The 15,100-nt window shown below is 63.3% G+C and carries 13 protein-coding genes; 7 read left to right on the forward strand and 6 right to left on the reverse strand.

All coding sequences use genetic code 11. The annotated features are described in order from the left end of the window. The first annotated feature begins 19 nt into the window (after positions 1-19). Positions 20-1,042, forward strand: coding sequence for a dTDP-glucose 4,6-dehydratase (gene rfbB, locus JGU71_RS13855; protein ID WP_199704748.1), 1,023 nt, complete (start codon positions 20-22; stop codon positions 1,040-1,042). Positions 1,043-1,108: 66 nt separating this feature from the next. On the opposite strand, the gene JGU71_RS13860 is transcribed toward rfbB, so the two are convergent. Continuing rightward, positions 1,109-3,259, reverse strand: a complete 2,151-nt coding sequence (locus JGU71_RS13860) for an MMPL family transporter (RefSeq protein WP_199704749.1) — start codon at positions 3,257-3,259, stop codon at positions 1,109-1,111. A 129-nt stretch (positions 3,260-3,388) separates the two neighbouring features. Here JGU71_RS13860 and JGU71_RS13865 point away from each other — a divergent pair, with 129 nt between their 5' ends. Continuing rightward, the gene (locus JGU71_RS13865; protein WP_199704750.1) at positions 3,389-3,982 is read left to right on the forward strand and encodes a TetR/AcrR family transcriptional regulator; all 594 of its coding nucleotides are present in this window, start codon (positions 3,389-3,391) and stop codon (positions 3,980-3,982) included. Here JGU71_RS13865 and JGU71_RS13870 read toward each other — a convergent pair whose 3' ends face one another. Then, positions 3,983-5,473: a DUF2142 domain-containing protein gene (locus JGU71_RS13870; RefSeq protein ID WP_307829646.1), complete on the reverse strand. Its 1,491-nt coding sequence runs from the start codon at positions 5,471-5,473 to the stop codon at positions 3,983-3,985. Then, positions 5,470-6,420, reverse strand: a complete 951-nt coding sequence (locus JGU71_RS13875; RefSeq protein WP_199704751.1) for a glycosyltransferase — start codon at positions 6,418-6,420, stop codon at positions 5,470-5,472. The genes JGU71_RS13870 and JGU71_RS13875 overlap by 4 nt, the downstream gene beginning before the upstream one ends. 91 nt (positions 6,421-6,511) lie before the next feature. On the opposite strand from JGU71_RS13875, the gene JGU71_RS13880 reads away from it, so the two are divergent. The 3 genes from JGU71_RS13880 to JGU71_RS13890 all read left to right on the forward strand — a co-directional run bounded on the left by JGU71_RS13880 (position 6,512) and on the right by JGU71_RS13890 (position 10,478). Then, a complete protein-coding gene (locus JGU71_RS13880) occupies positions 6,512-7,003 on the forward strand; it encodes a GtrA family protein (RefSeq protein ID WP_199704752.1) in 492 nt (163 codons plus the stop codon). Positions 7,004-7,108: 105 nt separating this feature from the next. Further along, positions 7,109-9,007, forward strand: a complete 1,899-nt coding sequence (locus tag JGU71_RS13885) for a glycosyltransferase (RefSeq protein ID WP_199704753.1) — start codon at positions 7,109-7,111, stop codon at positions 9,005-9,007. After that, a complete protein-coding gene (locus JGU71_RS13890; protein WP_199704754.1) occupies positions 8,982-10,478 on the forward strand; it encodes a glycosyltransferase family 39 protein in 1,497 nt (498 codons plus the stop codon). Before JGU71_RS13885 ends, JGU71_RS13890 begins: the two co-directional genes overlap by 26 nt. Before the next feature lie 13 nt (positions 10,479-10,491). Here the strand turns inward: JGU71_RS13890 and JGU71_RS13895 are convergent, their stop codons facing one another. Then, complete coding sequence (locus tag JGU71_RS13895) at positions 10,492-11,079, reverse strand: TetR/AcrR family transcriptional regulator (RefSeq protein WP_199704755.1); 588 nt, start codon at positions 11,077-11,079, stop codon at positions 10,492-10,494. Positions 11,080-11,100: 21 nt separating this feature from the next. Between JGU71_RS13895 and JGU71_RS13900 the strand changes: the two genes are divergently transcribed. Together JGU71_RS13900 and JGU71_RS13905 are read left to right on the forward strand one after the other, a co-directional pair. Next, the gene (locus JGU71_RS13900) at positions 11,101-11,466 is read left to right on the forward strand and encodes a hypothetical protein (protein ID WP_199704756.1); all 366 of its coding nucleotides are present in this window, start codon (positions 11,101-11,103) and stop codon (positions 11,464-11,466) included. Further along, positions 11,463-11,972, forward strand: coding sequence for a hypothetical protein (locus tag JGU71_RS13905; protein ID WP_233529206.1), 510 nt, complete (start codon positions 11,463-11,465; stop codon positions 11,970-11,972). The genes JGU71_RS13900 and JGU71_RS13905 overlap by 4 nt, the downstream gene beginning before the upstream one ends. Before the next feature lie 5 nt (positions 11,973-11,977). Here the strand turns inward: JGU71_RS13905 and JGU71_RS13910 are convergent, their stop codons facing one another. Both JGU71_RS13910 and JGU71_RS13915 read right to left on the reverse strand, forming a co-directional pair. Beyond that, entirely contained in the window at positions 11,978-14,128 is a 2,151-nt protein-coding gene (locus JGU71_RS13910; protein ID WP_199704757.1) for a putative bifunctional diguanylate cyclase/phosphodiesterase, read from the reverse strand. Positions 14,129-14,217: 89 nt separating this feature from the next. Continuing rightward, positions 14,218-15,075: an SDR family oxidoreductase gene (locus tag JGU71_RS13915; RefSeq protein WP_199704758.1), complete on the reverse strand. Its 858-nt coding sequence runs from the start codon at positions 15,073-15,075 to the stop codon at positions 14,218-14,220. Positions 15,076-15,100 lie beyond the last annotated feature (25 nt).

Here is a 15,100-nt window from a genome sequence, read left to right on the forward strand (position 1 = left end):
ATCGCGTATCGTCGCAGAAATGCACTTGCTGGTCACCGGAGGCGCGGGTTTCATCGGGTCGAACTTCGTGCACACGACGGTCACGGAGCGCCCGGATGTCGTTGTCACCGTGCTCGATTCGCTCACCTATGCAGGCAACAGTGCCTCGCTCGATCCGGTGCTAGACAAGATCGACTTCGTCCACGGCGATATTGCCGACCTGGATCTTGTCGACGAATTGGTGAGCAGCGTCGATGCGGTTGTGCATTTCGCTGCCGAGTCGCACAACGATAATTCGATCGCCGATCCGTGGCCGTTCCTGCAGACCAACATCGTCGGCACCTATTCGTTGTTGCAGGCCGTTCGCCGCCACGACGTTCGCTACCATCATATTTCGACTGACGAAGTGTACGGCGATCTGGAACTCGATGATCCACAACGTTTTTCGGAGTCGACGGCGTACAACCCGTCGAGTCCGTACTCGGCGACCAAAGCGTCGAGCGACATGCTGGTCCGTGCGTGGACCCGGTCGTTCGGGGTGCGGTCCACAATCTCGAACTGCTCCAACAACTATGGCCCGTACCAGCACGTCGAGAAGTTCATTCCACGCCAGATCACGAATCTGATCGACGGCGTCCGACCCCGCCTCTACGGCGCGGGCAAAAATGTGCGCGACTGGATTCATGTCGACGACCACAACAGTGCGGTGTGGGCAATTCTCGAACGAGGCGAGATCGGGCAGACCTACCTGATCGGCGCGGACGGCGAACTCGACAATCGGTCCGTCGTCGAGATGATCCTCGAAGCGTTCGGTCGCGAACCCGACGACTTCGATTTCGTGTCGGATCGGGCAGGTCACGATCTGCGTTATGCGATCGACTCTTCTCTGCTGCGGTCGGAATTGGGCTGGTCACCGAAGTTCGGCGACTTCCGGTCCGGTCTCGGCTCGACGGTCGAGTGGTACAGGGCGAACGAAGACTGGTGGCGGCCGCGGAAAGCGGCGACCGAGCAGGCCTATGTGGACCAGGGCGAAGTCGAACAGGGCGACGCCGCCCAGACCTGACGAGTGGGCTCTCACTGCGGGAATCTTCGAGGTGAATCCCGCGCTGAAAGCCCACTCGGCGAGGGTCTAGGCGTTGACCGATTCCCGCTCTTCCGACACTCCGACCCGATCGTGGATCTTGCGTAGTGGCGCGGGCGCCCACCATGCCGATCTGCCGAGCACTCGCATCGCTGCCGGAACGAGGACGCCGCGGATCAGCGTCGCATCGATGAGAACGGCAAGGCCGGCGCCGATTCCGAACATCTGGATGAAGCTGACCGACGAGGTTCCGAACGAGAAGAAGCTCACCGCGAGGATCACTGCGGCCATCGAGACGATGCGGCCGGTGCGTGACAGACCGTCGGCGACGGCGTCTTCGTCCGATGCACCGTTGTCGTGCATTTCCTTGATGCGGCTCATGACGAAAACCTCGTAGTCCATCGACAAGCCGAAGGTGATGCAGAACATCAGCACCAGCATCGACGTGTCGAGCGGCAGCGGGGTGAAGCCGAGCAATCCCGACAGCCAGCCTTCCTGGAAGATCAGCACCAGCACGCCGATCGTCGCGGACAGACCGATCACGTTGAGTACGAGGGCTCGAAGTGGTTGCAGCACACTGCCGGTGAAGAGGAACAGCAGAACGAAGGTCGACAGCACTATCAACCCGATCGCAAGCGGCAGCCGCGACGCGATTGCGTCCTGACTGTCGATGATCTCTGCTGTCTCGCCACCGACGAGCACGTCGGCGCCTGCGGTATCGGACCGTACAGCGGTGACCAGTTCCTTCGCCGCATCCGAGCGCGGATCGATGTCGGTGACGATCGACAACCGTTGCGCATCCCCGGCTGCGAAGCGAGAGTCCATCGGCGACGTGGCGACGAGACCACCGTCGACGAAGGTGCCTGCGCTTGTGTCGACCCGCTCGACGTCGTCGAGTTGTGAGAGGCGACCGGCAAGACCTTGCAGATCCACGACCGCCCCGGTGCTCACCACGTCGATTGCGGAGGTGTCGTCGGCGGTGAACTTGTCGCGCAATGCATCACCCGCCTCCCGGCTCGATGCAGAGGTCGGCAGCACGCGGTCGTCCGGAGTGCCGAATTCGACATGCAGCAACGGTGCTGCGAGCAGGACCATAAGCGCGACGACTGGTAGCGCGGTGACGAGCGGCCGTCGCATCACCAGTCGGGCGAGCGTGCCCCAGAACGGGACGACCGTGCTCGGCAGATGCTTTGCCCATGGCAGCTTGCCCGCATTCACCCGAGGGCCCAGCACCGTCAGCATCGCGGGCAGAACGATCAGCCCGCCGAGCATCGCGATGACGATTACGCCGATCCCCGCGTAGGCGAACGACCGCAGGAAGTACATCGGGAAGACGGTCAGCACTGCGAGGGCAGCTGCTACGGCTGTCGAGCTGAACAGGATTGTGCGGCCTGCAGTTTCGATGGTTCGGACAACGGCGGCGTCGACGTTGCCTGACTTCGCGTACTCCTCCCGGAAGCGACTGACCATCAGTAGGGCGTAGTCGATGGCGAGGCCGAGGCCGAGGCTGGTCGTGAGGTTGATCGCGTAGATGGACACATCCGTCGTGGACCCGAGTATCGCGAGTTCGGCGAACGTCCCGAAGATTGCGAACACCCCGATGGCAAGGGGCAGCAGGGCGGCGACGATGCTGCCGAACGCAAGTCCGAGCAGCACGAGCATCAGCGGAATGGCGATCATCTCCGCTCGGATGAGATCGGTGCCGATCTGTTCGCCGACGTCGTGCATCACGCCTTCTTTGCCGCCGATCGAGATGTCGAACCCGTCGACCGAACCGGAGAAGTTGTCGATGATGCTTTTCGCGGATTCGTCTGCGGGAGCTTTCAGTGTCACAGCGACAATCGCCATCGTCGCGTCGTCCGATCGCATGGTCGGTGCGTTGGTCTGCCAGTAGGAGATGACGCCGGCGACCGCCGGATCTGCTGCCAGCCGGTCGGTGAGCTGTGTGCCTGCGGCGCGGGTGTCGTCGACGTTGCGGTGTGCATCTGCGACGAGGATCAGGTCGGCGCCGCCGGGGAAGTTGTCGGCGAGTTGTACGGCTGCGCGACTGGATTCCGACGCTGGGTCGTCGAAGCCCTCCGACTGCAGGTTGCCGAACGCTGTCGAGCCGAGCACTGCGGCGCCGATCAGCGCGAACAGTGTCACGGCGAGGATTGCTCGTGCGTGGGAAGTGACGAAGTGGCCGAAACGAGTCAGCATCGCGGACTCCAATCTTTACGGGTGTTAACTTGTCGAGTGTTAACTTGCCACGCGATGTGTACACCTGTCAACATCTAGGTTGTGTCGCCGTCGACGAAGTCCCAACGCAGCAGCTACCACCATGGGGATTTGAAGAACGCGCTGACCCGAGCCGCAGAGGAACTTGCGGCCTCGGACGGGCCCGAGCAGATCACCGTGCGCGCGGTCGCGAAGAGTGTCGGCGTCACCCCGACCGCTGCGTACCGGCATTTTGCAGACCGCGACGAACTGCTCGACGCTGTCAAACAACGTGCAATGGTGGAACTGGCGACCTCGATCGGCGGACGCCTGGCAACGATCGATCCCGACGACTCGAGTCAGGCCGCCGCCCTCGCGCGACTACGCGCATCGGGGGAGGGCTACATCAACTTCGCCATCGCGGAGCCCGGATTGTTTCGGACCGCCTTCTCGCGTGGCGGGCAGATAACCGAACCGCCGAGCGATCCACACACCGGTTACGAGCCGTATCAAATGTTGGTGAGCATCGTCGAGGGCCTGGTTCGGGCGGGCTTGGTAGCCGAATCGGATCGGGCGATCGTCGAATCCACCGCGTGGTCGACCGTGCACGGTCTGTCGCTTCTACTGATCGACGGTCCGCTACGGCTGCTGCCCGAACCTGCGAAGCACCAATTAATCAGCGAGACAGTCGATTTCGTCTGTTCCCGCTATGTCAGTCCGAGCTGACTAACCCCACACGAAGGTGTAATACCTGGTCACGGCCGCGGCGAGCGACACGACGGTTGCCGCGATGACCGCGATTGCCGGACCGCGCATGCTCAGACCGCCGGACTCGTCGGTCAACCGCAGGCGGAACCAGCGCAGCGCGACGGCGAACCCGATGACGGCAAGCGGAACGAAGTAGCGGCCCTGCACGCCGTCGATGATGAAATATCCGACAGGCGTGAACGACAGGTACAGCGTCACGTAGATCATTGCGACCGTTGCCAGTAGCGCCAGCAGCACCAACACGGTCCGGCGCTGCGTCGCGACCATCCGCTCTGCAACGCCGAGGCTGATCACGATCGCGAGCAGGCACGCGACGATCGTCGTCGCGGGGACGTTGATGTAAGCGAAGCCGAGTTCGCCGAAGAACTCCGCGAACCACTCGTGGTCGCGGCGCATCACGCTTTGACCGAAGACGCTCGCGAAGTGAATCGGGTCCGAAAGGATGCCCTTCAACTGCTCGCTCGGCACCACCGAGTACCACTGCTTTTCCGGCCGCATGCGGCCCATGCCCTCGGTCGTCGGTGCCGAAATTTTCGTCCAGATCAGGAACATAACGCCGCCGACCGCGGCGAATCCCCACGGCAACCAACGCAAACGGCCGGCTAGACCGAGTCGTTCCGGCGGCACGACCACAACGAGCATCGCAAGGAGAATGTAGGTCGGCTTGCAGAGCGGCAGCGTGAGGACCGACAGCAGCAGCGCAGCGCGTTCGACCTTGCTCAGGTTGTCGCCGACGAACAGCGCCTTCACGATCAGCACCGAGACCAGCATCGCCAACGCGTTGGTCAGGGTGTCGGCGGTGACCGTGCCAGCCTGGAACACCGCGATCGGCAGCAGTGCGACCGTGAACGCGAGCCACTGCACCCGGCGTTCCCGCAACGCGCGTAGTGCGAACGCCACGATCAGCAGATACGCGACCAGACCGGCGAGCCGCGTCAGCAGAATCGTCGTTCCGACGTCGGCGTCGAACACCTCCGCCGTCCAGATGCCAACCGCGGCAGGAATGTACGGGACCGGCGAGTAGGCAGCCGTGTTCGTGAACCAGATCGTCTTCTGCTCATCGGAAATCGCAGCGGATTCCAGGTCCGAGTAGCGACCCGGCTCGAAGACCATCGGCCCTGGCTCTGCGGGATTGTCCGTGTAGTCGCGGAGTGCGTAACCCATCAGATCGTCGATGCTCTTCGGCACGTCGCCGCCGTAGGCGACCCCGCGCGAGTCCTCGATCTCCTGGGGAAGGATGCCGCCGTGTGCGACCTGGTATGCGCGACCGAACTGAGTGATCTCGTCGTGGCCCCAGAACGGCGGTGTGACGACAGCGAACGTCACGCCGAAAATGGCCGCCAGGATCGCGAACACAACAGACGCGGTGCCGAAACGTTCGATGGTCGACGAGGCTCGGTCGAACTTGGACTCCTGCCCGGAATCCTGCTCAGGAGGAGCCGTCGTCACCGCCGCGGACCTTCCGACACGGCCGAATAGCGCAGGTAGACCAGGCGGGCCGTCTCGTGCCGTGATCTGCGGATGCCGTCGAGGATCAGTCCGGCGGTCCAGGCGAGGCAGCCGAGCATTACGAGGGTGAACGCGAGAAACAGCGTCGGGAACCGTGGCACAAGCCCGGTCTCGTAGAACTCGATGATGATCGGCACCGACAGAATGATCGAGATCAGCAGGCTGAGCGTGCCGAACAGACCGTAGAACGCGACAGGCCGTTCGTGCCGGGCCAGCCCGACGATCAGTGAGAGAATTTTGAAACCGTCGTGGTAGGTCCGCAGTTTGGATTCGCTGCCCGCCGGACGGTCACGGAAGTCGACCTCGACCGACGTCTGCGGCACGCGCAGGTGCAGCGAGTGGACGGTCAGTTCGGTTTCGATCTCGAATTCACGCGACACCGCTGGGAAGCTCTTGACGAAGCGTCGCGAGAAGACGCGGAATCCGCTGAGCATGTCTTGGACGTTCTCGCCGAACACCTTGCCGACGACGCCGTTCAGGATTTTGTTGCCAGTTTCGTGCCCGGCGCGGTACGCGGTGTCGGTGCTGTCGATCTGTTTGCGGACACCGAGGACGTGATCGAAAGGGCCGTCGAGCAGGGCTTGGATCATCTCGGGCGCCGCGGCGGCCTCGTAGGTGTCGTCGCCGTCGATCATCAGGTAGACGTCGGCTTCGATGTCGGCGAACGCGCGGCGAACCACGTTGCCTTTACCTTTGGACAGTTCGCGACGAACGATTGCGCCGGCTTCGGCAGCACGTTCCGCGGTCGCATCGGTGCTGAGGTTGTCGTAGACGTAGACGACGATTCCAGGGACTGCTGCCTTGAGATCGGCCACCACTTTCGCGACCGCTGCCTCCTCGTTGTGGCACGGGACGACTGCGGCAATGCGAAGGTCGGCGGAATCCACCCCTGGTAGTCCTCTGCTCATGGTTTCTGTGCGGTCCCTATGAAGGAACAGTGTGCACGGGCAGGTTACAGGGAGTCGGTACCCTCGCCGTGTGACGACCCCTACCGATTCGCTGCTGCAGAAGGTCAAGTTGGGTCTGCGGCAGGGGAGTGCGTTTCTCGTCGTCGGTGGCATCGGTTTTCTCGTCGACGCGGGTACCTACAACCTCCTTGTGTTCTGGGGTGGCGAAGGTCCGCTGTTCCACGCGCCGCTGCAGGCGAAGATCATCGCGATCGCTGTCGCGACGGTCGTCACCTACTTCGGCAACAAGTGGTGGACCTTCTCGCACAAGAAGACGGACAATCCGCTACGCGAATACGTGCTGTATGCGCTGTTCAACGTGGTTGCGATCGGTCTGCAGCTGGGCTGCCTCGGGTTCTCGCGGTACGTGCTCGACCTCTCGAGTCCGCTCTCGGACAACATCTCGGGAACGCTGATCGGTCAGATCGTCGCGGTGGTGTTCAGGTACTGGGCCTACGACAAATTCGTGTTCGTCGGAGACGGCGGCAAAGGCAGCGACAAGACCGAAAATCGCCAGCCGTAACGGCCGCCACGTCGGGCCTTCGCACTGGGGAGGAATCGCTGACCGGTTGGTATCCTCACGTCAGCCGCGACCCGCGCCCTCGGGTTGCCCGACGCAGAGGACTCCATGGATCAGCCGGCAGCACAGGCCGTGACGAGCGAACCCGACTCGGGGGCGGCCCCTGCCAGCCTGCTGGTGGATCACCAAGCTCCCGAGCGACTCGTCGTACAGCGCGGAATCTTCGTCGGACCCTGGCCGACCATCAACGACGAGCTCTACGCGGTGGTCAAAGGTGGTTCGCAGCGAGAGCGCCTGTCCATCCAGCTCAACAAGGGTGCCGAGGCGAATCTCAATACCTACTTCGGTCGGTTCGCGGCGAGCTATTGGCAGCGCTGGACGACGGTCACCGAGGTTCAGGTTTCGGCGACGTTGAACGTTGCGCGTCGCGCGCGGATCAAACTGCTCGCCTCCGACATCGCGGGACATCGGCGCATCGTCGACAGCATCGAGGTCACCGAATCGGGCAGCTTCACGATGACAGCGCCACTCGACAAGTTCGTCGACGGTGGCGCGATGTGGCTGGAATTCGCTGCGATCGGCGGTGACGTCGAAATTTCCGACCTGGCCTGGACCGTCGACGCGCCCGATCACGTGCGCCCGGTCGCGATCGCGATCTGCACCTTCAACCGTGCCGACGACTGCGCCCAGACCATCGCCGCGCTGGCTTCCGACGACACCGTCGTCGCCGCGATCGATGCCGTGTTCGTTGTCGATCAGGGCACCGACCTCGTGCAGGATCGCCAGCTCTACACCGAGACCGCGGCCAAGCTCGGCGACAAACTTCGCTACCTGCGGCAGCCGAATCTCGGTGGGGCAGGCGGTTTTACGCGCGGTCTATACGAGGTGTCGGCGTTCAACGAGCATGCCGACGTCATCCTGATGGACGACGACATCCTGTGCGAGCCCGAAACGGTGTTGCGGCTCAACGCTTTTGCGAACCTGACCGTCGAGCCGACGCTCGTCGGCGCGCAGATGCTGTTCCTGCTCAACCCTGATTACTTGAATGTCGGCGCTGAGGAAGTGCATCTGCACAAGCTGATGCACGGCCAGAAGGTGCCGAAGGCGCTGCGCAACGTCAGCATGCTCAACAAGCGGCAGGAGCGCAGGGTCGACGCGGGCTACAACGCCTGGTGGACCTGTTTGATCCCGGCCGAGGTGGTCGCCAGGATCGGTCTGCCAATCCCGATCTTCTTCCAATGGGACGACGTCGAATACGGCATCCGCGCTCGCGAAGCCGGCTTCGTCACCGTCACTCTGCCCAACGCCGCGGTATGGCACGCGGACTTCTACTGGAAGGACTTCGACGACTGGGCGCGCTACTTCAGCACGCGCAACTCGTTGATCGTCGGTGCCCTGCATACCGAACTCGACGCAAAAGCGTTGTCGCGTCAGTTCTTCCGTTCGATCTCGGAACATCTGGTCGCGATGCAGTACGGCCTCGTCTACACGACGCTGAAAGGCATCGAAGACTTCCTCGACGGCCCGAAGGGTCTGGCCGACGGCGGTATCGAAGCGATGGCCGCGATCCGCAAGGGGCGAGCCGACTACCCGGAAACGATCAAGCATCCGGCGGCGACGGCACCCGTGCAATCGTCACATCTGCACACCCGTCGCGCATCGGGCGAGCCGAGTCACGCCAAGCTGATCCTGGTCAAGCGTGCGATCGACCAATGGTTCGGCCGTACGCAACACGGCATCATCGGGGTGACACGTGAAGATGCGCACTGGTGGCACATCTCGCTGTTCGATCACGTCGTCGTGACAGATGCGTCGCAGTCGGGGGTTCGAGTTCGCCAGCGGGACAAGGCAAAAGCGCGTGATCTGCTGCGTCGGACGCGCAAGGTACTGCGTCGTCTGCGGCAGGAACTGCCCGCCGTGCAGAAGGACTATCGAGATGCGCTTCCGACGTTGACCAGCCGCGAAAACTGGGAACGGTTGTATGCGGCGAAGCCTCCAACGAGCTGATTCGAGGTTCGTCGGGCCGGTTGCGGCCTTTGTGTTCGCCTTGGTTTTGGGCGTACTCGGCTCGTGGCGTCCGTCGTATTGGTACGACGAGGCCGCGACCGTCTACGTCTCGTCGCGTCCACTGCCTGACCTGCGACGCATTCTCGAACACCAGGATGCGGTGCACGGGCTCTACGACATCGGCATGCACTTCTGGTTCCGACTGTTCGGGAACTCGGAGTTCAGTGCCCGGTTTCCCAGTGCTCTAGCGGTCGGGATAGCCGCGGCCGGTGTCGTGGTTCTCGGCCGCCTACTGGTGAACGATCGGGTCGGGCTGTTCGCCGGTGTCGTCTTCGCGATACTCCCGCGGGTTACCTGGGCTGCGGTCGAGGCAAGGTCGTACGCGCTGACCGCTGCCGCTGCGGTGTGGCTGACGGTTGTTCTTGTCGTCGCTCTGCGTGGCACGCGGTGGTCGTGGTGGGCGGGTTATGCCGCCGGGGCTGCGGTGACGATCGTGCTGTTCGTCGACACTGCGACCCTGGTCGGTGCTCATCTGCTGACCGTTGCGATTCTGTCGCGGAAGTCGTTGCTGCGGTGGCTTTCCGCCGCTGCAGTCGGCGGATTGTTGGCCCTGCCTGCAGTCGTATTCATTCGAGGGCAATCGGGGCAGGTCGACTGGATTCCACCGCTCGATCGTCACGTCGTGCGGTCGGTGCTCGAGTATCAGTGGTTCGTGGGGGCGCCCGTTTTCGCGGTAGCAACCGTTGTCGTCGTTGCGCTCGCAGCACCTCGCATCGACAGGTCGTTGCTGGCTGTTGCCGTCCCGTGGGCGGTTGTTCCCACGGTTGCGTTGCTTCTGTTTTCTTTGCTCGCCGAGCCGATCTATCTCGATCGCTATCTGACCTTCACAACCCCTGCGGTCGCGTTGCTGGTCGGAGGAGCGATCGCGGCGGTCTCGGCTCGGGTCTGGGTAGCGCCCGCCTTGGCAGCCGTGCTGCTCGCGACGGCCGTTCCCGCATACCTCGCGCAACGGGGAACGTTTTCGAAGCCGAGCGAGATGGACTTCAGCGCCGTCGCCGACTTCTTCGAGACACACGGTGCGCCCGGCGACTGCGTCCTGTTCACAAACGACTCCGCCTGGAATCCGACCTCGGCACGGGTGGCGATGAACATCCGACCGACCGCGTTCGACGGTGTACGGGACGTGGGGGTAGGCCGTTCCGCGGTCGCCGAAGGTTGGCTGTGGGACGAGAACCTGACCATTCCCGATGCTGATCTCACTGGCTGCCGGGTGCTCTGGTTCGTTGCCGACGCCGACCGCGACACCGCACGAACGATTCGTCACACCTCGAACGAAGTGTGGAACCTCCCGCCGTACCGATTCGACACGTCGCCGGAGTATCGGCAACTGGCAGAGCGTGGTTTCACGATCGAGGAACGGTCACCGATCCACATGTCCCAAGTCGTTCGGCTGCAGTGGCGCGACGGCTGAGGTAGCGAGCCGTCTATATGTTCGCCAGCAGAGTCCTCGCTGCGTCGGCGATGTCGTCCTCTAGCCACTCCGGGAGCGGATCGGTCCGACCGTGGCGCCGCACGGCCGAGTAGGGCAGGTCGACGATCGCCCGCGCGACGGCGTCGAGGTTGCGCGGATCGTCGGCTCCCGTGAGAGCTCGGGCAATCCGGCGGACCTCGGCAAACATCGGCGCGTTCATGGCAGCGAGCGTGGTCGTGAAGGCGTCGTCCGGCGGGCCGTCGATCAAGTCGGCAGGCCTCGTGTTCAGGAGTAGCCGCGCATCCTGCGGTTCTTCGCGCGCGAACACGATCGCGCTCCGGGCAAGGGCTACACCCGCCTCCAGTGGATCCGGTAGTTGCGCCGCAGTTTTCGCGCGGGTTTGGAATCGCTCGAGAGCGCGGAGCCAGGCCGCTGTCAGGATGCCGTCGCGGTTGCCGAAGCGGTGGTAGAGCGTGCCTGCCGGTGCGCCGCTGCGCGCGGCGATCGCGGCGACGCTTGCCGAGCGCGGGCCGTCTGCCAGCACCAATGCGCGCGCTGCGTCGAGGATCACGTCGGTGCTGTGCTTGCGGGGTGGAGCCATGATCTAGTACAGTCCTTCTATATGGAACGTTTGCCTTATATCGATGAGCATGCCACAGAGATCGCCTCCGATCGGGCACATACCTGGGACGCGTTGCTCAGCGTCGTCTGCAAAGATCCCGCCGCTCCGACCCCACCCGCAGGCTTCGAGGTCGACGAAGCCGATGCGCCGAACCGTCTTGTCCTGAGGGGTCGACATCCCTTCTCGATCTACGAATTGGCCTTCACCCTCGACGAAAGCGGACCGTCCCGGACCCGGCTGACCGCCTACACCCATGCGGCGTTCCCCGGTCTCCACGGCAAGATTTACCGTGCCCTCGTCATCGGCAGTGGCGGCCACAGGATCGTCGTCGGACGAATGCTGCGAAAGATCGCGGCAGCGGCATGATCACCGACCTGATCCCCGGACTCGTGTGGGGAGCCACGCCCGGCGAACGGGCACTCCCACTGCCCTGCGACGACCTGTTGCCGGACGCAGGCACAACTGCCGACCGCGCCATCTCGGTCGACGCGCCGCCCGCCGTCGTGTTCTCCTGGCTGTGCCAGCTGCGGGTAGCGCCGTACAGCTACGACCTGTTCGACAACTTCGGCAAACGCAGCCCACGGACCCGTGACCCCGAACTTGTCGAGCTCCAACTCGGCCAGCGGTTTATGAACCTGTTCGATCTGGTGTCCTTCGTCGCCGACGAGCACATCACGCTGCGCACGAATCGTGTCGTCACCACCTACTCGGTGCGCCGCGCGGGTTCAGGTTCGCGGTTGCACGTGCGTGTGCTCTTCGAGGGGCCGGCTGTGCTCGCGCGAGCGCTCGCACTGGGTGATCTGGTGATGATGCGCAAACAACTGCTCGTCCTGAAAGAACTTGCCGAGCGCGAAGCCGCACACGTTGGGTGAAACCGTCAGTCGCCCAACCTGAACCGTGCCGCCGCATCCGCGGACATCGGTTTAGCGAACCGCCAACCCTGGCCGAACCGATAGCCGAGCGACTTCAGCAGATTCAGCTGCTCGTCGCTCTCGATACCCTCGGCAATAGCACTGACCCCGAGCGCCTTCGTCGTCGTCACGAACATCTCTAGAAGCGTCACCGCGCGGTCGGTCGGTAGGTCCGAGACGAAAGTGCGGTCGATCTTGATGCCGTCGAGCAGACCTGTCGCGGACAGGTCGCTGAGTCGAGCCATATTCGAGTAACCGATGCCGTAGTCGTCGATCAACGCCCTGATACCGGCGTCGCGCAAGGCACCGATCACGGCCCGAGACCGTCCAGAATCGTCCATCAGTGCAGTCTCGGTCAGTTCCAACACAACACACGACGGCGTCAGCCCAGCGCTCGCCGCAGCGTCGACGATCCTGCTCGGCAACGTCCTGTCCCGCAGTTGGCGAGCAGCGACGTTGACGCCGACGGTCAGCAATTCGCCACCTTTGGCGCGTGGCGTAGCCGTCGTCGCGTCGATCTGCGCATTCCAGTTCGCGGCCGCTCGAAGAGAACGATCGAGCACGAGGTCGAACAACTCGTCGATCAGCGGCGAATTCTCCGCCAGTGCAATGAATTCGTCGGGACCGACCGGACCGAGCTGAGTGTCGTTCCACCGAGCCAACGCTTCGAATCCGGTGATCCGAGACGCCGTCAGGTCGACGATCGGTTGGAACTCAACGTCGAGACTGCCGGACGTTATCGCCTTGCGAAGTCGGGTCGACACCTTGAGGCGGCGACTCGCACGGTCCGCATCGGCGCGATAGAAGCGATGCGCGGCTCGACCCGACCGCTTCGCTGCGTACATCGCACTGTCCGCGCGGGTCAGCAACGTGGCGATCGACACCCCGTCGCCCGGTGCCACAGCGATGCCGACGCTTGCCGTCACGCTGATGTCGAGTCGAATCGGCTGGCCGGCCACATCGAAGTTGATTCGCATCGGACGCGAGATCGCGTCGATGATCGACGACGCGACGGCCGCAGCCTGGTCCACGTCGGCGGTCCGCAGACCGACGACCAACTCGTCGCCGCCGAGGCGTCCGATGATCGACCGCGCGGGCGCTGTCTTGCGAATGCGCGTACCGACGCGGTGCAGCACTCGATCACCCATCGCATGACCGTGGGAATCGTTGATGTCCTTGAAATCGTCGAGGTCGATCAAGAGCAGTGCGAGTGGTTCGCCGTCCGACAGCAGTTCGGCCAAACTGTCCTCTGTGTGCGAGCGGCTGCCGAGGCCGGTGACGATGTCGGTTTCCGCCAGCAAGCGCAACGCCTTCTCGCTGATCACCTGAGCGGTGACATCGATACTCACGCCGAGGCTGCCTGTCAGTTCGCCCTCGTCGGAATACAGCGGTTGATAGTGCGTATCCCATACCCGCTCTTTGGCCTCTATGCGGAATCGAAACTTTTCGCCGGTCAAAGCGCGGCGATAGATTCGGGCGAGATCTTCTCGACCTGGCCGGAGGTCGAAAACATTGCGGCCGACAAGATCGTCGGACTCGACACCCATCCGGGCAAGGCCACCACCGGTAGCGACGCGAATTACCCCGTCGAGATCGAGTGAGAACACCACCAGTGGCGCCGAACCGAGGATTTCGCTGATCTGATCACCCGACATCCAACGTTTGTCCGAGGCGACCGGACCGACAGGCGTCGTCGTTTCGACAAGGGTTCCGTGCTCGGCGGGTTCACGGATGAATGCGACGATCCACTCCGGTGCTGCCCCGGAATCGACGTCGTCACCCGGCGTGGCAGTGATCGTCACTTCGATCGGCACACTCGTTCCGTCGCCGCGCCGGCCAAGCGTGCGGAACTTGAAAGCGCGTTCGTACGGCAGTTGACTGCTCGCCCGAAACCGTGCGACGGACGCCCGATGTGGTCCCCGCAGATGTGCGGGGACCACGACATCGATCATCTTCGACCCGATGACGTCGTTGCGGTTGCTTGCGAAGATGCGTTCGGCAATCGGATTGAATTCGATGATGGTGCCGTCGGCAGTCGCGATGATGACGCCATCGCTTGCAACTCGTGCGATGGCACGCCAGATCACCGCCAACTGTTTATCGACGTGAAGAGCCACTCGAACCTCTCGCCCCACCTGAGCCCGCGATCCGCGGTGTCGTTAGCGGAATGGTAGCGACCTCACGGGGTTCGATAGCGGATGTTCGCCTACTCGTCGAGAAAGATGTCCGTCACGAGGTCGACGTTCGGGTCGCCAGCGCGGTACTTCTCGAGATCGGTGACACCCGCGGCGGCGAGGACCTCGTCGTCGATGTAGAAGTTACCGGTGGCTTCCGTTGCGGGAGAGGTCAATACGACGTAAGCAGCATCGGCGTAGATGTCCGGGGTCCGCGAGGCGTTGACAACCGCGTCGCCGCCGAGCAAGTTGCGGACCGCTGCCGTCGCGATCGTGGTCCGCGGCCACAGCGAGTTGACGCCGATGCCGTCGCCCTTCAATTCTTCGGCGAGGCCGAGCGTTGTCAGGCTCATTCCGTACTTGGCCATCGTGTACGCGAGGTGGCCGCCTGCCCACTTCGGGTTGAGGTTCAACGGCGGTGACAAGGTCAGAATGTGCGGGTTGCGTCCGGCCTTGGCAGATTCACGCAACGACGGGATCGACAGCTTCGAGAGCAGGAACGTGCCACGGACGTTGATGTCCTGCATCAGGTCGTACTTCTTCATCGCGACGGCGTCGGTCTTCGACAGATCGATCGCGCTCGCGTTGTTGACGACAATGTCGATGCCCCCGAACTTCTCGACTGTCTGCGCGACGGCGGCCGCGACGGATTCGTCGTTGCGGACGTCGCCGACAAACGCCAGAACCTTGCCGCCGGCAGCCTCCAGTTCAGCAGCAGCTGTGTGGATTGTGCCGGGCAGCTTCGGGTTCGGGGTGTCGGTCTTGGCGATCAACGTGATGTTCGCGCCCTCGGCGGCCGCTCGCAGCGCGATGGCAAGGCCGATGCCGCGGCTGCCGCCGGACATGATCATGGTCTTGCCTGCGAGCGGCTTGTCTACCGATGTCGTCATTGCGCCTCTTCTCCCTGAACGGAAA

This window comes from Antrihabitans stalagmiti (genome assembly GCF_016482825.1).
Taxonomy (GTDB): domain Bacteria; phylum Actinomycetota; class Actinomycetes; order Mycobacteriales; family Mycobacteriaceae; genus Antrihabitans; species Antrihabitans stalagmiti.